This window comes from Streptomyces sp. NPDC012794, assembly GCF_042901085.1.
Lineage (GTDB): Bacteria > Actinomycetota > Actinomycetes > Streptomycetales > Streptomycetaceae > Streptomyces.
In genome coordinates this window covers 83,056-102,553 of sequence record NZ_JBIBCI010000006.1, presented here as the reverse complement: position 1 = coordinate 102,553, position 19,498 = coordinate 83,056, and the positions used below count along the sequence as shown (strand labels likewise).

Annotated in this window: 19 protein-coding genes and 1 pseudogene; 9 read left to right on the top strand and 11 right to left on the bottom strand. The window is 72.1% G+C overall.

The features are described 5' to 3' along the window. The first annotated feature begins 1 nt into the window (after nucleotide 1). Nucleotides 2-1,150 carry a sensor histidine kinase gene (locus ACFY7H_RS13795; RefSeq protein ID WP_388937658.1) on the top strand — a complete coding sequence of 383 codons (1,149 nt, stop codon included), beginning with the start codon at nucleotides 2-4 and terminating at the stop codon, nucleotides 1,148-1,150. Then, entirely contained in the window at nucleotides 1,138-1,773 is a 636-nt protein-coding gene (locus ACFY7H_RS13790; protein WP_388937656.1) for a response regulator, read from the top strand. The genes ACFY7H_RS13795 and ACFY7H_RS13790 overlap by 13 nt, the downstream gene beginning before the upstream one ends. A gap of 142 nt (nucleotides 1,774-1,915) precedes the next feature. Here ACFY7H_RS13790 and ACFY7H_RS13785 read toward each other — a convergent pair whose 3' ends face one another. Both ACFY7H_RS13785 and ACFY7H_RS13780 read right to left on the bottom strand, forming a co-directional pair. Then, the gene (locus ACFY7H_RS13785) at nucleotides 1,916-2,167 is read right to left on the bottom strand and encodes a hypothetical protein (RefSeq protein ID WP_388937654.1); all 252 of its coding nucleotides are present in this window, start codon (nucleotides 2,165-2,167) and stop codon (nucleotides 1,916-1,918) included. 289 nt (nucleotides 2,168-2,456) lie between these two features. Next, a complete protein-coding gene (locus tag ACFY7H_RS13780; RefSeq protein ID WP_388937652.1) occupies nucleotides 2,457-2,906 on the bottom strand; it encodes an SRPBCC family protein in 450 nt (149 codons plus the stop codon). 289 nt (nucleotides 2,907-3,195) lie between these two features. On the opposite strand from ACFY7H_RS13780, the gene ACFY7H_RS13775 reads away from it, so the two are divergent. Further along, nucleotides 3,196-4,719 carry a hypothetical protein gene (locus ACFY7H_RS13775; RefSeq protein WP_388937650.1) on the top strand — a complete coding sequence of 508 codons (1,524 nt, stop codon included), beginning with the start codon at nucleotides 3,196-3,198 and terminating at the stop codon, nucleotides 4,717-4,719. 33 nt (nucleotides 4,720-4,752) lie between these two features. Here the strand turns inward: ACFY7H_RS13775 and ACFY7H_RS13770 are convergent, their stop codons facing one another. Then, nucleotides 4,753-5,130, bottom strand: coding sequence for a hypothetical protein (locus tag ACFY7H_RS13770; RefSeq protein ID WP_388937648.1), 378 nt, complete (start codon nucleotides 5,128-5,130; stop codon nucleotides 4,753-4,755). 308 nt (nucleotides 5,131-5,438) lie between these two features. Between ACFY7H_RS13770 and ACFY7H_RS13765 the strand changes: the two genes are divergently transcribed. Beyond that, nucleotides 5,439-6,857 carry an AI-2E family transporter gene (locus ACFY7H_RS13765; RefSeq protein ID WP_388937646.1) on the top strand — a complete coding sequence of 473 codons (1,419 nt, stop codon included), beginning with the start codon at nucleotides 5,439-5,441 and terminating at the stop codon, nucleotides 6,855-6,857. Nucleotides 6,858-6,925: 68 nt separating this feature from the next. On the opposite strand, the pseudogene ACFY7H_RS13760 reads toward ACFY7H_RS13765, so the two are convergent. From ACFY7H_RS13760 to ACFY7H_RS13740, 5 genes and pseudogenes are all read right to left on the bottom strand, one after another. Further along, nucleotides 6,926-7,324: pseudogene (locus ACFY7H_RS13760) on the bottom strand (hypothetical protein); the annotation flags it as partial. Continuing rightward, on the bottom strand, nucleotides 7,306-8,103 hold the full coding sequence (locus tag ACFY7H_RS13755) for a maleylpyruvate isomerase family mycothiol-dependent enzyme (RefSeq protein WP_388937644.1): 798 nt from the start codon (nucleotides 8,101-8,103) through the stop codon (nucleotides 7,306-7,308). The pseudogene ACFY7H_RS13760 and the gene ACFY7H_RS13755, both read right to left, overlap by 19 nt. Before the next feature lie 266 nt (nucleotides 8,104-8,369). Next, complete coding sequence (locus ACFY7H_RS13750; RefSeq protein ID WP_388937642.1) at nucleotides 8,370-9,041, bottom strand: DUF5701 family protein; 672 nt, start codon at nucleotides 9,039-9,041, stop codon at nucleotides 8,370-8,372. Between the two features lie 95 nt (nucleotides 9,042-9,136). Continuing rightward, a complete protein-coding gene (locus ACFY7H_RS13745) occupies nucleotides 9,137-9,964 on the bottom strand; it encodes an ABC transporter permease (RefSeq protein WP_388937640.1) in 828 nt (275 codons plus the stop codon). Next, entirely contained in the window at nucleotides 9,961-10,899 is a 939-nt protein-coding gene (locus ACFY7H_RS13740; RefSeq protein ID WP_388937638.1) for an ATP-binding cassette domain-containing protein, read from the bottom strand. Before ACFY7H_RS13740 ends, ACFY7H_RS13745 begins: the two co-directional genes overlap by 4 nt. A gap of 158 nt (nucleotides 10,900-11,057) precedes the next feature. On the opposite strand from ACFY7H_RS13740, the gene ACFY7H_RS13735 reads away from it, so the two are divergent. The 5 genes from ACFY7H_RS13735 (at nucleotide 11,058) to ACFY7H_RS13715 (ending at nucleotide 16,819) form a co-directional block, all read left to right on the top strand. Then, nucleotides 11,058-11,696 carry a PadR family transcriptional regulator gene (locus ACFY7H_RS13735; RefSeq protein ID WP_388937637.1) on the top strand — a complete coding sequence of 213 codons (639 nt, stop codon included), beginning with the start codon at nucleotides 11,058-11,060 and terminating at the stop codon, nucleotides 11,694-11,696. 541 nt (nucleotides 11,697-12,237) lie between these two features. Then, nucleotides 12,238-12,327: a K(+)-transporting ATPase subunit F gene (gene kdpF / locus ACFY7H_RS13730; RefSeq protein WP_037633766.1), complete on the top strand. Its 90-nt coding sequence runs from the start codon at nucleotides 12,238-12,240 to the stop codon at nucleotides 12,325-12,327. Between the two features lie 4 nt (nucleotides 12,328-12,331). Continuing rightward, nucleotides 12,332-13,996 (top strand): potassium-transporting ATPase subunit KdpA, encoded by a 1,665-nt coding sequence (gene kdpA / locus ACFY7H_RS13725; protein WP_388937634.1) that lies wholly within the window; start codon nucleotides 12,332-12,334, stop codon nucleotides 13,994-13,996. Beyond that, a complete protein-coding gene (gene kdpB / locus ACFY7H_RS13720; RefSeq protein ID WP_388937631.1) occupies nucleotides 13,993-16,098 on the top strand; it encodes a potassium-transporting ATPase subunit KdpB in 2,106 nt (701 codons plus the stop codon). The genes kdpA and kdpB overlap by 4 nt, the downstream gene beginning before the upstream one ends. 4 nt (nucleotides 16,099-16,102) lie before the next feature. Then, a complete protein-coding gene (locus ACFY7H_RS13715; protein WP_388937629.1) occupies nucleotides 16,103-16,819 on the top strand; it encodes a potassium-transporting ATPase subunit C in 717 nt (238 codons plus the stop codon). A 155-nt stretch (nucleotides 16,820-16,974) separates the two neighbouring features. Here ACFY7H_RS13715 and ACFY7H_RS13710 read toward each other — a convergent pair whose 3' ends face one another. The 3 genes from ACFY7H_RS13710 to ACFY7H_RS13700 form a co-directional block, all read right to left on the bottom strand. Then, complete coding sequence (locus ACFY7H_RS13710; RefSeq protein WP_388938118.1) at nucleotides 16,975-18,735, bottom strand: ABC transporter ATP-binding protein; 1,761 nt, start codon at nucleotides 18,733-18,735, stop codon at nucleotides 16,975-16,977. A 16-nt stretch (nucleotides 18,736-18,751) separates the two neighbouring features. Next, a complete protein-coding gene (locus ACFY7H_RS13705) occupies nucleotides 18,752-19,168 on the bottom strand; it encodes a lasso peptide biosynthesis B2 protein (RefSeq protein ID WP_388937628.1) in 417 nt (138 codons plus the stop codon). A gap of 71 nt (nucleotides 19,169-19,239) precedes the next feature. Further along, on the bottom strand, nucleotides 19,240-19,497 hold the full coding sequence (locus tag ACFY7H_RS13700) for a lasso peptide biosynthesis PqqD family chaperone (RefSeq protein ID WP_388937626.1): 258 nt from the start codon (nucleotides 19,495-19,497) through the stop codon (nucleotides 19,240-19,242). Between the last annotated feature and the right edge of the window lies 1 nt (nucleotide 19,498).

Sequence of the window (19,498 nt, the reverse complement as noted above, 5' to 3'; positions counted from 1 at the left end):
AGTGGGGCTTGGGCGTGCGCGCGCCGTGGCCGTCACGGTGGCCGGGCTCTTTCGGGTGGCGCACCTGCTCTTCGCGGGCAGTGTGGTGGGCGGGGGCGGGGTCGACACGGGGGCGGTGGGGGTCTTCGCCGTCGTCTGTGCCGTCAGCGCCGCCGTGTACGGACCGGCCCTCGTACGGGGCCGGCTGCGCCCCGCGTGGGTGTGGGCCGACGTGCTGGTGACGGGCTGTGCGCTGCCGTGGGCCGCCCTCGCCGTCCTGGGGGCGGGTCCGGCGGTGACGCCCCACGGCTGGCTGATGGTGCAGGCCCTGTCGGCGGCCACGGCCGTCGTCGTCGTGCTCGACTGGCGCGGCCTCGCCGGGGCGGTCGCGCTGCTGCTGGTCACGTCGCTGGCGCTGTACGGGGTGGTGCCGGGCTCCGGCTCGCGGGACCTCCTGCGGCACGTCGCCGCGCTCCTCGAGTGCGTGGTGCTGGCCGGAGCCTGCTGGTGGTACCTGCGCCGGCAGGGGACGCTGCTGGACGCCGCGCAGGAACGGGCCGTCGTCGCCGAGGTGGCCCGGGCGCGCCAGGCCGAGCGGGCGGCCCACCACGCGGCGCTGCACGACACGGTGCTCGCCACGCTGTCCACGATCGCCGCCGGGCGGGTGGACGCCAACGCGCCGGCGGTCCGGGACCGGTGCGCGCGCGAAGCGGCCTACCTGCGGCGGCTGGTCCAGTTCGAGGAGGGCCCGCACCGCCGCTCCGGTCCCCCGTCCGAGGGGGTGGTGGGGGTCGGTGCCTCCTTGGAGGAGGTGGTGCGCTCCGCGGAGGGGCTGGGGCTGGTGGTCAGCGCCCAGTACCACGCGGTACCGGAGGTGCCGCCGCACGTCGCCGAGGCGCTCGCCGCCGCCGTACGGGAGGCGCTGAACAACGTACGCAGGCATGCCGGGACCTCCTCGGCCTACTGCACCGTGGTGGGGAGCGAGGGGGGTGTGGTGGTGACCGTGGCCGACCGCGGGGCCGGGTTCGACGCCTCCGACGACGCGCACCGCGGGGCCGGTACCGGGCTGCGGCGTTCGGTGTACGGAAGGATGGCTTCCGTCGGGGGTGCGGCCTCGGTCGACAGCCTCCCCGGTGAGGGGACCGTCGTGGAGCTGCGGTGGCCCGCGTGATCGACGTGGCCGTGGTGGACGACGACCGCATGCTGCTCGACGGGTTGTGCTCCTGGTTGTCCGGGCAGCGGAAACTGCGGCTCCTGGGGACCGCCGCCACGGTGGAGGAACTGCTGGCCGGGCCCGCGGCGGCCGCCGAGGTGGTGCTGCTGGACCTGGTGCTGCGCGACGGATCGGTTCCCGAGGCGAACGTGCGGCGGGTGCGCGAGGCGGGAAGCAGGGTCCTGGTGATCAGCACGGTGGCGGACCGTGCCAGGGTCGTGGCGGCCGTGGCGGCCGGAGCCGACGGCTACCTGACCAAGGACCACGCGCTGGACACCCTGGTCGAGGCCGTCGAGACCGTGGCCGCGGGCGGCACGGTGCACTCCCCGGAACTCGCCTTCGCCTGGTTCAGCGACACCGGTCCGGCGCGGCCGCGCCTTGCTCCGCGCGAGCGGCAGGTCCTGCGCGACTACGCGTCCGGACTGACCCTGAAGGCGACCGCCCGGCGCGCCGGGATCAGCGTCAACACCGCGAAGTACTACTTGGATCAGGTCAAGGAGAAGTACCGCCAGGCGGGCCGTCCGGCCCATACGAAGATCGAACTGGCCCAACGGGCCCACGAGGACGGCTTCCACACCTGAGCGACGCCACGTCCGGGTGACGGCGCGGTGCGTGCGCGCTGCGTGCGCGGAGCGTGCTCGGCGTCGTGGCGCGTGGCCCGCGGGCGGGGTGTCAGAGGGGCCTCCCGGGGCTCCCTCCGCCGGCGTTCGCGACGTGCGCGCGTCATGGGAGCGCAGCGTCGGGCGCGCTGAGGTGGACGGCGTCGCCGTGCGCCACGGGCACCGAGGCGTGCGCCGCCGGTGCGGTCCAGCGGACGACGCCGGTGCGCGGGTCGTACGCGGTCGGGCTCCCGCCCGGCGGGTTTGCGTACGCGAGGCCGTCGCGCCCCTCCACGAGCGCGGCATCGGCGTGCCACAGCAGGTCGCCGTTGCCCTTGTCGCACGCGGAGGTGGTGAGGGCGAGCCCGCCCGCCACACCGGCCGCCGCCAGCTTCGGGACCTGGCGGCGGCCGGCCCGCTGCTGTCGTCCCCCCGGATGTACGCATGGGGGCAGGCTCAGCGACGGCTGCGGAGGCGGCTACGTCCCAGGCGGCCCGCAAGCGGCACCGGGGAGAAGGGTGCCGCTTGCGGTCATCGGCCGCCGGGGTCCCGCCGGACCGGTGAGACGTGCCGCCGCCACTGGCCGCATGTCCCCGATCCGGTTGCTCAAACCCCGTCCGTGGAAACGGACTGGGACCTGGTGCGGGGCGTCGGGGGTGCTGCGGTCAGACGTTGCCGCGCCAGGCGCCGGTTTCGCGGCCGCGCTCCTCGATGAAGTGCTTGAACCGCTTGAGGTCACCCTTGACCTGACGGTCGACGAAGCCGAGCTTGTCGCCGATGTTCTCGGCCATCCCCTCGGGATCGAAGTCCATCATCAGGGTGACCTCCGTATGGGCCGGGTCGATCGGGCGGAAGGTGACCAGACCCGACTGCTCCGTCTCGCCTCCCACGGTGACCCAGGCGACCTTGCTGTCGGGGACCTGCTCGGTGATCTCCGCGTCGAACTCACGCTGCACGCCGCCGACCTTCGTCACCCAGTGGGTGAGCGTGTCGGTGCGCTGCTCGATGTGCTCGACCCCGTCCATGAACTCGGGGAACGACTCGAACTGCGTCCACTGGTTGTAGGCGGTGGTGATCGGGACGTTGACCTCGATGGATTCCCTGACCTGCGACATGACCGATCCTCGTTCCTTGCGTGGGCGGCCGCCCGCCCCGTTCGGGCGGGGCGGACGGAGAAGACTCGTAATGCCTTCCCTCCAGCCGCCCCTGCCCCTGCCCGGCCGCGGCACACCACCCTCCCGGAAAACGGACGGCGGGCGTGTCGGCGCATCCGGCCCCCTCCCGCTCGCCCGACCGCCGCCGACGCCGTAGGGCGGTTCCTCACCGCCGCGCCCGGAATGCGGGGGCGGCCCGTGCGGGGCAGGGTGGTGCACCCGCCCCCCTCGCACCGGAGGTACGACGGCGATGCCGCAGGAGGTCATCACGGTGCCGGATCCCCCGACCGCCCGGGCCGGCTCCGTCACGGCCCGCGGCCGTCGGGAGGACCTGGTCCGGCTTGGGTCGGTCGCCGGCGCGTACGGCGTCGTCCAGCTGCTCCTCGTCGTACCGGGTACCGGGCTGGGGTGGGACGAGACGGTGTACGTGAGCCAGGTGGCCGCTGAGGCCCCGGCCGCGTTCTTCAGCGCCCCGCGCGCCCGCGGCATCACCTACCTGGTCGCCCCGGTCACCGCGCTCAGCTCGTCCGTGCCGGTGCTACGGGTCTACCTGGCCGTGCTGGCAGCGGCGGGGCTGCTGCTCTCCCTGTGGGTGTGGCGCGGGCTGCTCCCGACCCGCGTACTCGCCCTGGCGGGCGGCCTGTTCGCGGGACTGTGGATCACCCTGTTCTACGGGCCCCAGGCCATGCCCAACCTCTGGGTGGCCCTCGGCTCGCTCTTCACCGTCGGGTGTTTCCTGAGGGCGGCCCGCGATCCCCGGGACCGCCTCGCGGCGGCGGGTGCCGCCGCGGGGGTGGCGTTCGCCGCGCTGATGCGTCCCGGTGACGCGGTATGGCTGGTCCTCCCCCTGCTCTGCGCGGCGTGGGCGGTTCCCCCTCGGCCGCGGGCCGTTCTCGCGGCGGCCCTGGTGGCCGGACTCGGGGTGGGCTGCGCGGAATGGCTCGTCGAGGCCCACCTCCGCCACGGCGGAGTCCTGCCCAGGCTCCGGAGGGCGAGCGAGATCCAGGGCGGCCTGGGCTGGAACCCGGCCTTCGCCGACCAGCTGCGCTCACTCGGCGGGCGGACGCTGTGCCGTCCCTGCGATGTGCCGTGGTCGCGGCCCGTCACGGGCCTGTGGTGGCTGGCCCTGCCACCGCTGACCGCGGGCGGGCTCCTCGCCGCACACCGCGGCGGAACGGGGAAGCGGGTCGCCCTGGCCACTGTGGTCGCGCTGTTCCTCGCCGTGCCCTACCTGCTGATGATCGGCTATGCGGCTCCTCGCTTCCTGCTGCCCGCCTACGCCCTGCTCGCGATCCCGGTCGCGCTGTGCCTGGACCGGCTGTTCGCCGCGTGCCGGGCCCGCCCGCTCGCGCTGAGCGTGCTGTGCGCCGCTCTGGTGGCCCATCTGGCCCTGCAGTTCACCATCGCGGGTGCCGCGGCGGCCCGCAGCCGTGCCGACCGGGCGGCTTTCACCGAGGTCGCCGGAGAGCTGCGCCGTCTGGGCGTACGCCCCCCGTGCACCCTCAGCGGGGTCGAGGCGGTCCGGGCCGCCTTCGCCACCGGATGCGCCGCCCGTCAGGTGTACGGGGGACATGACGGCAGCATCACCGCGCGCGAGCTCGTCTCGCTCGCGCGTACGCGGCCGACGGCCGTACTGGTGTCGGGTGACTCCCCACCGCCCCGGTGGGCCCTGGACTGGCGCCCCCGTCCCCTGCCCGGCCTGCCGGGGCGCCCCGGTTACCGCGCCTACCTGGCACCCCCGCCACCGCCTACCGCACGGCCCGCCGCGCGGTAGGCGGCCCCGGCCCGGTCGGGCTGCCAGGGGGATTCAGGCGGCCAGGCTGAACAAACCGCCCGCGGAGACGAGGGTGATGGCGGGGATCCCGGTGCGGACGGCGAGGGGAGTGCCGCTGTTGGTGGTGCTGCCGTTGCCGAGCCGGCCCACGCTGTTGTCGCCCCAGGCCCTGAGTGCGCCGCTGGACAGCAGGGCCAGGCCATGACCTCCGCCCGCGGCGGGGCTCGTGGTGTTGGCGGCGGTCAGTCCGGCCACGGTGACCGGCGTGTGCCGCTCGAAGGTGGTGCCGTCGCCGAGCTCCGCGAAGGAGTCGTGGCCCCAGGACTCGACGCGCGGCACCTCGGCGGCAGCCGGTGGGGTGGCGGGCAGCGCCCAGGCAGCCAGGGCCGCCAGCAGGGCGAGCAGTCTCATCGGCAGGGCGGTCGTCGGCCCGCGCCCTCTCGTTCCGGTCAGTCGCATGTGCCACCTCGGGTGGGGGGCGCGGCCGCGCCCCCCACCCTTACATGGAGTGATGATCCTGATTCATGGAGCGACAGGGGGCGGGGGGCGACACCCAACCGGGCCCGGGGTTGCGGCAGATGCCCGACCGGCGCGCCGGATTCCCCACGGGTTCGCGTGGCATGCCGGACGTCCCGCCCCGCGTCCGGCCGGCCTGCCCCGCCTGATCACGCGCAGCCGGGGCAGACGGGCAGGTGGTGGCCGTAGGGAGGTGGTGCGTCGTGCCCGTCATCCGCAGCTGGACCGAGCGCCTCAAGGGCGGCGCCGCCGCGTTCGGTGAGCGCAGGGCGCGGGCTCTGGCACGTCACGAGGCGCAAGCCGAAGCCGAACGGGTCCGGGAGGCGCGCGCCGGACAGCGGGCCCGCCCGAGTTCCGCGGCCCCCGCGCAAGCGGTGCCCTGGGGCATACGGGTCGCGGCGGAGGTGGGCTGGCGCTTCGTGGTGATCGCCGCCGCCCTGTGGATCTTGATGCGGGTGATCGGGTCCGTCCGGCTGGCCGCGCTGGCGTTCGTGGCGGCACTGCTGGTCACCGCGCTGCTCCAGCCGACGGTCACCCGCCTGCAACGGTGGGGCCTGTCCCGGGGGCCGGCCACCGCGGTCACGGCGGTCTGCGGGTTCATCGTCCTCGGTCTGGCAGGCTGGTTCGTCGTATGGCAGGTACTCAACAACCTCGGCAGTCTGTCCAGCCGCCTCCAGGAAGGCATCGAGGAGCTGAAGCGCTGGCTCGTGAACAGCCCGCTCCACGTGACCGAGGAGCAGATCAACGACATCGCGAGCCGGCTGAGCGACGCGATCGGCACGGGCGCCGACAACATCGCCTCGACCGGCCTCCAGGGCGTGACCATCCTGGTCGAGCTGATCACCGGGGTGCTCCTGACCATCTTCTGCACGCTGTTCCTGCTGTACGACGGCAGGCGCATCTGGGAGTGGACCCTGCGCCTCGTACCGGCCGCGGCCCGGCCCGCGATGGCCGGCGCGGGCCCGCCGGCCTGGCGCACCCTGACCGCGTACGTGCGCGGAACGATGATCGTCGCCATGATCGACGCGGTCTTCATCGGTGTCGGCATCTACTTCCTCGGGGTGCCGCTGGCCGTGCCCATCGCCGTCGTGATCTTCCTGGCCTCGTTCGTGCCGCTGGTCGGAGCGGTCGCCTCGGGCGCGCTCGCCGTGATCGTCGCCCTGGTCACCCAGGGACTGTTCACCGCGGTGATGACCCTGATGGTGGTACTGATCGTCCAGCAGATCGAGGGCCACGTCCTCCAGCCGTTCATCCTGGGCCGCGCCGTCCGGGTGCACCCCCTGGCCGTGGTCCTGGCGGTCGCCTCGGGCGGGCTGATCGCCGGCATCGGCGGGGCGGTCATCGCGGTCCCGCTGGTCGCCGTCATCCACACGGTCGTCGGCCACATCCGGGCCGGCGCGGACGAAGATTCGGACGCGGTACGGGACCCCGCCCCCACCGGTCAGGACCGGGCGGGACGGCCGGCCCCGGGCGCGGACGGCAACGCGGACCGGGACGCGGCCGGGCACGCGGGCCACTCCGCGGAGCGGGAGGAGGACCGCTACGAGGACCGGTCGGCGGCCCGGCGCGAAGAAGACCGCCCCGCGCCCGAGGCCCCGGACCGCGAGGAGAACCCGCCGTAGCCGGCCGCCCTGGCGCCCGCACGACAGCGGGTCAGCAGGTCAGCGGGTCGGCGGCGGGCGGCATTGCGCCCGGCCCAGCCGGTGGCGGCCACCACCTCGCGCGCGATGTCCACGACAGGCCGCCCGTCCGTTACCACCCGCACGGTCCCCGCGCAGGCCCGCTCGTCCAGAAGCCGCGCCGTGCGTGCGCTGCCCCTCAGCTCCTGCTCCAGCTCCGAACCGAGTTCCCGGCCGACCAGCCGCTCGCGGGTGGTGGCGCCGGAAGCGGTGAGCAAGACCCGCGTGATGCGCACCCCCAGATTGCTCTCGGTGATCTCCGAACGGTCTGGGTCCCCCTCCGGCGCCGGATGCACCTGCCCCATGCACCAACCGCAGCGCCGCATGGGTGCTCGCCCGCGCACTCGACCTGTAGCCCCGCTTCGGGGCCGGCAGCGGGTTCGGGCCCGTCCTACTCCTCCGGCTCCCAGGCGCGGAGCAGGTCGAACAGCCCTGCGTCGCCGTCAACGTGCAAGGACTCGGCGGGGATTCGGTCGTACAGGTAGAGGACCAACTCACTGGCCGTGCCGTGGACGGAGGCGCCGGCCGCGTCCGCATCCTCGTCCGTCGCGGCCGTGGGCGCGGGGATGCGGGTGGAGCGCGCGCCGTCGCCGTCGACCGTGAGGCGCCAGGTGCGGCCCTCGGCGGTGTGGAAGTCGAAGGTCGTCGGCTTGTGCGGCCAGGCACTGGGCGTCGCGACGCAGGTGAACAGGAACTCCTCGACACCGTCGAGTGCGACCCCGGCCGGCAGCGGCTGCGGGGCGCCCGCGGCGAGCTGGGCGTCGTAGGTGTGCACCGCGCTCTCCTGGACCCGGTGCCGGGCGACTCCGCCGGCGGTCCGCGGCGTCTGCAGGGTGCTCCACCACGCCCAGCAGCCGGCGTCCGGTCCGGCCCCGCGCAGCGTGCTCAGCAGAAGCTGCGTCGACGCGGCCAGCCAGGCCAGCAGGGCCTCGCGCTCCCGCGGTACTTCCAGAGCGGCGCGCGCGGCTATGGCCTCGGCGGGAGGAGCGTCGGCCGGCCCGGCGCCGACGATGGCGGCCCAGTAACGGTCTCCTCCACCCAGGTGCTTCACCAGATCGAACAGCGTCCACCCGGGGCAGCTCGGCACCGGTGCGTCGAGACTGGGCGCGGCGGCGACCGCGGTGCGGAAGGCGGTCGACCGCTCATCGACCAGGCGCAGCAGGTCGGCGAACTCAAGATTCTTGTCCACGCCGGATCTCTATCACCGCGCTCCGGTGATCGGACAGCGATTTTCACAGCCCCGCCGGTCGGCCAGCCCCGCCGATCGGCCAGTACCTCCGGCGCGCCACGATCCTGCGGCGCTGCGGGGAAAGGAGCCACCGAGAGGATGGTCTCGACCCCGTCGTCCTCGGCGGCTCGGCCGTGCGGCCACCGCGCCGCCGAGCCAGGCCGGTCCGGTCGGGTCCGGGCCGTCCTGGCCGGGCCGGGGCGCGGCAGGGCGGGGAGCGTGCCCGGTCAGGGGCGGCGGCCCGTCGTGGAGGCGAAGCCGAGCCAGGTGTGGCGGTTGTTCCACCAGCACCAGCCGACCTTGGGGGCGCCGCGCCGCTCGCGGCCGTCCCGTCCGGTGCCGTTGCTGATCCAGACCGCCGGGGTGCGGGCGTCCAGAGCGCCGTTGTCCTTGCGCAGGCGGGAGCCGATGGTCATGAAGCAGCGGTTGCGCTCCAGGGCCTGCGGCTGCTGGAGCACCCAGTGGATGCCCTCGGTCAGCAGCAGCGGGCTGCGGCCCTCCGCGGTGAGGGCGGGCAGTGCCTCCTCCGGGCTCCAGTTGGACATGCGGTCGCCCCGGTCGGGCGCGGCGACGAGGTAGAGGGGTGCGTCGGGCAGCTCCACCTCGTGGGGCGCGAACCGGTCGACGTCATGCATGTCGGTGACGACGAAGCCGGGCTTGTCCTGGCGGCGCAGCAGCGGAGCGAGGGCGGACGCGGGGGCCCGGTCCGGGTGGACGGCGAGCAGGACGTCCTCGCCGCCGGCGGCGGCGAAGGCCCGTACCTCGGCGGCGGAGATCCCGGCGATCTCGGGTACGCCGAGCTCGATCAGGTGCTCGGCCTGGACGGCGAGCGGCGGAAGAGGGGCTACGACGTCACCGGAAGCGGAGCCGGTCACAGGGGTGGGCGTGGAGTTGGGCACGGTACTCCCTCGGTTCGTGGACGAAGCAGTGGATGAGGCGGTGGACGAAGCGGTGGACGAAGCGGTGGACGTTTGGGGGCGGTTCGAAGGGCGGGTCATCGGCTCAGGTCCCGGAAGCGCTTGACCGCCAGGGGGAAGAACACCGCGATCAGGGCCGCCGGCCAGGCGACGGCGAGCAGTTCCGCGTGGGTGGCGGCCCAGGAGCCGCCGCCGGCATCGGGGTTGCCGAACAGGCCGCGTACGGCGGTGCACGTCGCCGACAGCGGGTTCCATTCCACGATCGCGCCCAGCCAGGCAGGCATCGACTGCGGTGCGGCGATGGCGTTGGACAGGAAGGTGACGGGCCAGACCAGGATCTGTACGGCCTGCACCAGTTCCGGCTTGCCCGCGACCAGCGCCAGGTGGATGCCGATCCAGAGCATCGCGAACCGGAGCAGCAACAGCAGTCCCACCGCCGCCAGGAACGAGGCGAATCCGTGGTGCCAGCGCCATCCGAGCGCGTATCCGACCGCGATCATCACGCTGAGGCCGACCGCCGACTGGAGCATGTCGGCGACGCTCCGTCCGACCAGCACCGCGCCGGAGTACATCGGCATGGCCCGGAACCGGTCGATGACCCCCTTGCCCAGGTCCTGGGTGACCGCGAGCATCGTCGCGTCGAGGCCGAAGGCCATGGTCATGGCGAACATGCCGGGCACCAGGTAGGAGGTGAAGTCACCGTCGACGCCCCGTCCGCCCCCGATCAGATAGCCGAACATCATCAGCATCATCACCGGGAAGACGAGCCCGACCACCACCTGAGCGGGCCGGCGCGCCCAGTGGGCCAGCTCGCGCCTGGTCATCGTCCAGGAGTCGGCGGCCGCCCAGCGCAGCTTCGAACCGGTGCTGCCGTGCGCCGTACCCACGGTGAGCGTCGCACTCATGCGGCCTCCTCCTTGGTCAGGTGGATGAAGACTTCGTCGAGCGTCGGCCGGCGTACCGCGATGTCCTGCGCCTCGATGCCGGCGGCCTCCAGGGCCCGCACCGTCTCGGTCAGGGCCCGCATCCGGTCGGTGACCGAGGTGCTGACCAGCCTGCGATCCTCGTCCACCACCGCCTCGCCGGGCAGGAGGGACGACGCGCGTGCCAGTTGCGCCGCGTCGTGCAGCACCACGTCGATGCGGTCGCCGCCCGTCATGGACTTCAGCTCCTCCGCCGTGCCCTGCGCGATGACCCTGCCGTGGTCGATCACCGCGATGCGGTCGGCCAGCTGGTCGGCCTCCTCCAGGTACTGCGTCGTCAGCAGGACGGTCGTACCGCCGTCCACCAGCGAGCGGACCGCGTTCCACACCTCCGTGCGGCCGCGGGGGTCGAGTCCGGTCGTGGGCTCGTCCAGGAAGAGCACCTGCGGCCGGGAGATCAGCGACGCCGCGAGGTCCAGCCGGCGCCTCATACCGCCGCTGTAGTGCCTGACGGCCTTGCCGTCGGTGTCCGCGAGCCCGAACCGGCCGAGCAGTTCATCGGCCCGGGTGCCCGCGCGGCGCGCGCCGAGGCGGTGGAGCCTGCCGAACATCTCCAGGTTCTGCCGGCCGCCGAGTTCCTCGTCCACCGCGGCGTTCTGGCCGAGCATCCCGATCCGCGAGCGCACCTCGCGGGCCCGGGTCCGTACGTCGGCTCCCGCCACCTCCACGCGTCCTTCGTCAGGGCGCAGCAGCGTGGACATGATGCGCACCGCGGTGGTCTTGCCGGCGCCGTTCGGGCCGAGGATCCCCTGGACCGTCCCGGCATCGACGGTGAGATCGAGGCCGTCGAGGGCCTGCTTGTCCCCGAACCTCTTCCGCAGGCCTTCGACGATGATCGCCGGATCGCGGTCGGACAATGCACCCTCCCCTTCTCGTCAAACTTGACTACTTGCCGAACAGTACGGACCCGCGGGCGCTTAGTCAAACTTGATTACCCGGGAAGATGCACCGGCAACAGGCTGGTCAAACTTGTCTACCGATAGGCTAGTCAAAGTTGTCTTGAAGGGAGACGCCCATGTCAGCGATCCGGCTGCTGGTCCTCGGCGCGGTCCGCCAGCACGGACGGGCACACGGCTACCAGGTGCGCAACGACCTGGAGTACTGGGGCGCCCACGAATGGTCCAACGCCAAGCCGGGCTCGATCTACCACGCGCTCAAGCAGATGGCGAAGGAGGGACTCCTCCTGGCGCACGAGGTCGCACCGAGCACCGTCGGCGGTCCGCCCCGGGTCGAGTACGAGATCACCGAGCAGGGAACGGAGGAGTACCTCACGCAGCTGCGCCAGGCCCTGACCTCGTACGACCAGAAGATGGACGTGCTCTCCGCCGGCGTCGGGTTCATCGTCGACCTGCCGCGGGACGAGGCCGTCGCGCTCCTCAGGGAGAGGATCGAGCGGCTTCAGCAGTGGCGGTCCTCGGTCACCGAGTACTACACGCCGGAGAACGGGCCCGGCCAGCTCGGCCACATCGGCGAGATCATGAACATGTGGCTCCACTCCGCCGACAGCGAAGCGGCCTGGACCCGCGGACTGATCGGCCGCATCGAGAACGGCGCCTACACCTTCGCCGGCGAGGGCGAGCCCTTCGTAGCCGTGCTCGCCGAGGGCGAGCCGAACCCGTACGCCACAGGCCCCCACCCCGAGGACCTCCCCTAAGGCCGTGAATCGGAGCTGAGTCTCCGGACGCCCCGAGCCGTCACGGGGCGAACCGGCCCACCGGACACGCCACCACCCCGGTACGGTGTCGCGCACTACTGGAGGTGTCGCCGCCGGGGACTGCCTCGCGTGGACCCCCTCGGCCGTCATGTGAGTGATCGAGGTCCCCGGCGGCGCAACAGGCAGGAGGCTACTGCCCGATCGCGGTCGGCTCCGCATGCGAGCCGAGGGATTGCCGCCTTCTTGACGGCGGTGCACGGGATGCGCTGGGGGCCGTAAAGGGCGCGTCAACGCAGGTCAGTGAGCGTTCGCGGGCTCGCGCGCGTCAGGACGCCGTCAAGAGTTCCCCGCCCTGCGTATGGAGACCGTCAAGGCGTCTTAACGCCGGGATGAAGACACGGTTATCTCGTCATCGGCCATCTGGCCGATTCACCACTTCCCTCTTCATCCAGGAGCTCACGATGGCCGATCCGGCCTTCGTCGTCACCACGGTCGCGGTCTTCGCACTGGTGGCCCTCATCGCCCGGGGGGTGACCAGGCTGTGACGGTCGAGAACATCGTCGGCCTGCTGGTCGCCGTCTCCCTGCTCGGTTACCTCGTCCTCGCCCTCGTGTACCCGGAGAGGTTCTGAGCAGATGAGTCCCCAAACCGCCGGCGTGCTCCAGCTCCTCGCGCTGATCGCCGCACTCGCCCTCGTTTACCGCCCGCTGGGCGACTACATGGCGCGGGTCTACTCCTCCGAGAAGCACTACCGCCCGGAGAAGTGGATCTACAAGGCCATCGGCGCCGACCCCGCCGCCGAGATGCGCCGGCCCGCCTACCTGCGCGGCGTCCTGGCCTTCTCCGCCGTGAGCGTCCTCTTCCTCTACGCCCTGCAGCGCTTGCAGGGCATCCTGCCCGGCTCGCTCGGCTTCGCCCCGATCGACCCGGACCAGGCGTTCAACACCGCCGCATCGTTCGTGGCGAACACCAACTGGCAGTCGTACGCCGGTGAGCAGGCCATGGGCCACGTCGTGCAGACCGGCGGCCTGGCGGTGCAGAACTTCGTGTCGGCCGCGGTCGGCATGGCCGTCGCGGTGGCGCTCGTACGGGGCTTCGCGCGCTCCCGCACCGGTGAGCTGGGCAACTTCTGGGCGGACCTGGTGCGCGGCACCGTACGGATCCTGCTGCCCCTGGCGGTCGTCGGCGCGGTCGTCCTGGTCGCGTGCGGTGTGATCCAGAACTTCGCCGGGATCCGCGAGGTCGGCCAGTTCATGGGCGGCACCCAGCAGTGGAACGGCGGGGCGGTGGCCTCGCAGGAGGTCATCAAGGAGCTGGGGACGAACGGCGGCGGCTACTTCAACGCCAACTCCGCGCACCCCTTCGAGAACCCGACCCCGTTCTCGAACCTCTTCGAGATCTTCCTGATCCTGGTCATCCCGTTCTCCCTGACCCGCACCTTCGGCCGGATGGTCGGGAACCTGCGCCAGGGCTACGCGATCCTCGCGACGACGGGCATCATCTGGATCACCTTCACCGCGCTGATGCTGGGGACCGAATTCGCCCACCACGGCCCGGCCTTCGAGATCGCGGGCGGGGCAATGGAGGGCAAGGAGACCCGCTACGGGATCGGTGCTTCCGCGATCTTCTCGGTGGCGACCACTTTGACCTCGACCGGTGCGGTGAACTCCTTCCACTCCTCCTACACGGGTCTGGGCGGCGGTATCCAGCTGCTGGGCATGCAGTTGGGCGAGATCGCGCCCGGCGGGGTGGGTTCCGGCCTGTACGGCATGCTGATCATGGCGATCATCGCGGTGTTCATCGCCGGTCTGATGGTCGGCCGCACCCCCGAGTACCTGGGCAAGAAGATCGGCACCCGCGAGATCAAGTTCGCGGCCTGCTACATCCTGATCACCCCGGCCCTGGTCCTGGGCTTCACCGCTGCGGCGATGGCCCTGGACACCCCGGTGAACTCGATGACGAACACGGGCGCCCACGGCTTCTCGGAGATCCTCTACGCCTACACCTCGGGCGCCAACAACAACGGCTCGGCCTTCGCGGGCCTGAACGCCGACACGCAGTGGTTCAACAGCACCATCGGCATCGCCATGCTGCTGGGCCGTTTCCTGCCCATGGTCTTCGTCCTCGCGCTGGCCGGCTCGCTCGCCGAGCAGAAGCCCGTCCCCGAGACCGCGGGCACCCTGCGCACCGACACGCCGCTCTACGCCGGCCTGCTCGTCGGAACCATCCTCATCATCACCGGTCTGACCTATTTCCCGGCCCTCGCACTGGGTCCGCTCGCCGAAGGGCTCGCATCATGAGCACCGCCACTCCCACCAGGGCTCCGCACCAGGACGTGCCCACCGGCCACAAGCCGGGTGGTGAACGCGTGGGCGGGGGCCTTTTCGACCCCCAGCAGTTGCTGAAGTCCTTCCCCGACGCAGTCCGCAAGCTCGACCCCCGCGTCATGATCAAGTCCCCGGTCATGTTCGTGGTCCTGGTCGGCTCGGTGGTCACCACCGTGCTGGCGCTGAAGGATCCGGGGGACTGGTTCGGCTGGGCGATCACGGCGTGGCTGTGGCTGACCACGATCTTCGCGAACCTCGCGGAGGCCGTGGCGGAGGGCCGGGGCAAGGCGCAGGCGGACACCCTGCGCAAGGCCAAGACCGACTCCGTCGCGCGACGTCTGAAGCAGGACGGACGGGGCGAGGAGCAGGTCCCGGGTGCGGATCTGCGTATCGGCGACCTGGTGGTGTGCGAGGCCGGGGACGTCATCCCCGGCGACGGTGACGTCGTCGAGGGCGTCGCCTCCGTGGACGAGTCGGCCATCACCGGCGAGTCCGCGCCGGTGATCCGGGAGTCGGGCGGCGACCGCTCGGCCGTCACGGGCGGGACGAAGGTGCTGTCCGACCGGATCGTCATCAAGATCACGACGAAGCCCGGTGAGACCTTCATCGACCGGATGATCGCCCTCGTGGAGGGCGCGGCCCGGCAGAAGACACCCAATGAGATCGCGCTGAACATCCTGCTCGCGTCCCTCACGATCGTCTTCCTGCTCGCGGTCGTGACCCTGCAGCCGTTCGCGATCTACGCGGGCGCCGAGCAGTCGATGATCGTGCTCACGGCCCTGCTGGTCTGCCTGATCCCCACCACGATCGGTGCGCTGCTGTCCGCGATCGGCATCGCCGGCATGGACCGCCTGGTCCAGCGCAACGTGCTCGCCATGTCCGGCCGCGCGGTGGAGGCCGCCGGCGACGTCTCCACGCTGCTGCTCGACAAGACCGGCACCATCACCCTCGGCAACCGCCAGGCCTGCGAATTCGTCCCGGTCAAGGGCATCACGGAGGCCGAGCTGGCCGGTGCCGCCCAGCTGTCGTCCCTCGCCGACGAGACCCCCGAGGGGCGCTCCATCGTCGTCCTCGCGAAGGAGAAGCACGGACTGCGCGAACGCCACGAGGGCGAGCTCGCCCACGCCGAGTGGATCGCCTTCACCGCCCAGACCCGCATGTCGGGCGTCGACGTCGACGGCAGGAAGATCCGCAAGGGTGCGACCGGTTCGGTCGTGGCCTGGGTGAAGGAGCAGGGCGGTGGCGTCTCCGAGGACACGCGGACACTGACCGACCGGATCTCCGAAGCCGGCGGTACGCCGCTGCTGGTCGCCGTCGAGGACGCCGAGGGTGCCCGTGTCCTGGGAGTCATCCACCTCAAGGACGTGGTCAAGGAGGGCATGCGCGAGCGGTTCGAGGAGCTGCGGCGCATGGGCATCAAGACGGTCATGATCACCGGTGACAACCCGCTGACCGCGAAGGCCATCGCCGAAGAGGCGGGCGTGGACGACTACCTCGCCGAGGCGACGCCCGAGGACAAGATGGCCCTCATCAAGCGGGAGCAGGCCGGCGGCAAGCTCGTCGCGATGACCGGCGACGGCACCAACGACGCCCCCGCCCTCGCGCAGGCCGATGTCGGGGTGGCGATGAACACCGGCACCTCGGCCGCCAAAGAGGCCGGGAACATGGTGGACCTGGACTCCGACCCCACCAAGCTCATCGAGATCGTCGAGATCGGCAAGCAGCTCCTGATCACCCGGGGCGCGCTGACGACGTTCTCCATCGCCAACGACGTGGCGAAGTACTTCGCGATCATCCCGGCCATGTTCGCCGTGGTCTACCCGGGCCTGGACAAGCTCGACATCATGGGCCTGGCCTCCCCCGAGTCGGCGATCCTCTCGGCCGTCATCTTCAACGCGCTGATCATCATCGCCCTCGTGCCGCTCGCCCTCAAGGGCGTCCAGTACAAGCCGACCAGCGCCGACAAGATGCTCCGCCGCAACCTCGGCCTCTACGGACTGGGCGGCCTGATCGCCCCGTTCATCGGCATCAAGCTCATCGACCTGCTCATCTCCCTCATCCCCCGAATCGGCTGACCCCATGAACAACTCTGCAGTAAACGCGGCACGGTTGCTCGGCGCGGGACTGCGGGCCCTGCTCGTCCTGACCGTGATCTGCGGGATCGTCTACCCGCTCGCCGTCACCGGGATCGCCCAAACCCTGTTCAACGACAAGGCCAACGGCTCCGAGATCAAGGACAAGAACGGTCAGACCGTCGGATCCTCCCTCATCGGCCAGACCTACGACCTGCCGAAGAACGATCCGAACGACGCCCAGGAAGCCGCCCGGCCCGACCTGAAGTGGTTCCAGCCTCGCCCCTCCAACGGCCTGGGCAGCAACAGCGTCAACACGCAGTACGCGCTGATCCTCTCCGGCGCCACCAACCGATCCGCCGACAACGGCGCCGTCAACGGCACCTGCACCCAGGACGCCGAGGAAGGCACCCTCTGCGCCCAGGTCGTCTCCACCAAGGAAGCCGTCATCGCCGACAACTCCACCGCCGATCACCAGGTCAAGCCCCAGGACGTCCCCGCCGACGCCGTCACCTCCTCCGGCTCCGGCCTCGACCCGCACATCTCCCCCGCTTACGCGCGGCTCCAGATCCACCGCGTCGCCGAGCGCAACGGGCTCAAGGTCACGCAGGTCGAGAAGCTCGTCGCCGAACACACCACCGGCCGCACCCTCGGCTTCATGGGAGAGCCCCGCGTCAACGTCCTCGAACTCAACACCGCGCTGAAGGCACTCTCCCAGAGCTGATGTTCCTCATCGCACGGACCAGGAGCCGGCCGGGCCCGACCCCACTCCCCCAGCCTCTACCGGGGAGGGCTCCGGGCGCCCCGCCGGCCCTCACCGTGCCCGTACCGAAGGAAAGGCTGCACACCGATGACCCGGGCGCTGGGCGCAGGCGGCGCTCACCGGCCGTTCAGGAGCTGCGTGGTGGCCAGTTCGCGGTAGAGGGTGTCCGCCGTGAGGAGTTCGGCGTGGGTGCCCACCGCTCGTACGCGGCCCGCCTCCATCACGACGATGCGGTCGGCCGTGGTGACCGTGGACAGGCGGTGGGCGACGACGAGGACGGTGATGCGGCCGGCGATGTCGGTGATGGTGTCGCGCAGTGCCGCCTCGTTGGCCGCGTCGAGCTGCGAAGTGGCTTCGTCGAGCAGCAGCAGTCGCGGGCGGCGCAGCAGGGCCCTGGCGATCGCGACGCGCTGGCGCTCCCCGCCCGAGAGTCTGCTGCCGCGGTGGCCGACGTCGGTATCGAGGCCATGGGGCAGGCGGTCCGTCACCGCGTCGAGGCGGACGAGGCGCAGGGCGTGGCGGAGTTCTTCCTCCGTGGCGTCGACCGCACCCAGCGTCAGGTTCTCGCGCAGGGTGCCGGCGAGGACGGGCGCGTCCTGTTCCACGTATCCGATGGCGGCGCGCAGTTCGGCCAGGGGCCACTGCCGCACGTCCTTCCCGTCCAGCAGTACGTGCCCGTCGTCCGGCTCGTAGAAGCGTTCTATGAGGGAGAAGACCGTGGTCTTGCCCGTGCCGGACGGGCCGACGAACGCGGTCAGGCCTCCGCCTGGAACGGTGAAGGAGACACGGTGGTGTACCAGGGGCAGCCCGGGGCGGTAGGCGAAGCGGACCTCGCGGAAGGCCACGCGGGCGGGCAGCGGATCGCCCTGCGGCCGGCCCGTGTCCCCTCCCCTTCCACGGTGCGACGCCGCCCGGGGCTCCGGGTTCTCGACCTCCAGGTTCTCCACCGCCAGGCTCTCGACCTCCAGGATCCGCGCGGCGGCGGCCGATCCGATCTGCAACTGGACGACGCCTTCCACGAGTTGGCCGATCCGGGGGGCGAGTGCGAAGAGGTAGAGGAGGAACGCGACCAGGGTGGAGACCCCGATGGCGCCGGAGGTGACGCGCGCGCCCCCGACCCCCAGCACGACCAGGAAGCAGACCTGGACCACGACCGCCGAGAGGGTCGCGGACACCGCTTCCCAGGCGGCGGCGCGGACACCGGTGCGCCGGGCGTGCTCGGCCGCCCGGTACAGCGCTTGCGCCTCCCGCTGTTCGGCACCCGATGCCTTGATCGTGCGGAAGGCGCCCAGGGCTCGTTCCAGCGCGGCGCCCATACGGCCGACCGCCTCCTGCGTATGCCGGGTCGCCCGGCCGATCCGGGGGGACACGACAGCGACGACGACGCCGACGAAGGCGATCACACCGAGCGTGACTCCGAGCAGCACGGGATCGAGCAGGCCCATCATGACCACCGTCGCGAGGGTGATCAGGGTGCCGGTGACCGCGGCCGAAACCGCCCGGGGGGCGCTTTGCCGCAGGAGCGCCGTGTCGGAGGTGACGCGGGAGATCAGGTCCCCCGGTTCGGTGCGCTCCACCACCGGTACGCGCAGGGCCAGCAGACGGTCCGTCAGGCGGCGCCGGGCGGTGCAGACGATGGACTCCGCGGACCGGTCCAGCACGTAGTGTCCGAGGCCGGCCAGGATTCCGCCCGCCGCCACCAGCACGCTGAGGACGACCACGGGGCCGTACGCCGGACCCCCGCGGCCCATGTCGTCCATCACCTGCTTGGCCGCCAGGGGCTGGGCCAGGCCCATCACGCTCCCGAGCAGACCCAGCAGGACACCCGCGCCCATGCGGCCGCGCTGAGGTCGGAGGTGCCCGATGAGGGCGAGCATCGCGGGGGGCACGGGCTCACTCCACCGCGAAGAAGCGCTGGAAGTATCCGGCCGGCGTGCCCTCGCCGACCGCTTCGCCCTCGGCTTCCACCCAGGCGTGCGCGGCGAACGGCGGGCGGGTGCGTACCCCCACGCACCAGGTGGGCCACTGGCCGCGGCAGCGGCACAGCAGCACCGTGGCCAGGGACCGCGGCAGGCAGCCCTTGTGCCCGCCCGCGGCCAGGCTCACGGCGAGCACCGTCTCCCGGGCCGCTTCCGCCTCGGCCAGCGTGGCGGGCCGGGATCCGCGGCGTAGCAGGGCCAGCACGGCCCGGATCCGGCGGGGCGGCAGGGTGGCCAGCAGGTGGGCGCAGCCGATCACGAGGCGCGCCCCGAGGCGGCGGGCCAGGGGGACGGAGCGGGGGCGGTAGGGAACGGCTTCCGGGGTCGACATCTGTGCGTGTCCCTTCAGCGGGGGCGGCCGGTAACCGGTGGTGCGGTCCACGGCCCGGCGGCCGTGGCCGGCTACGGCGTGATGAGCCCTGCGGAGCGGAATTCTTCGACGATGCTCATGACGTCCCGTGCGGCCACGTCGGCGTCCACGCCCTCGTACCGCTCGACGAGGGCCGCCGCGGCCCGTTCGGCGCCGTGGCCGTCCAGGAGCTCGCGGAGCACGAGGGCCGCCGTGGGGTTGAGGGTCCAGTACTCGGCGCTCTTCTGGTCGAGCAGGGCCATGCCGTACTCGGTCTCCGTCAGCAGGACCCCGGGCTTCAGCGTGCACATC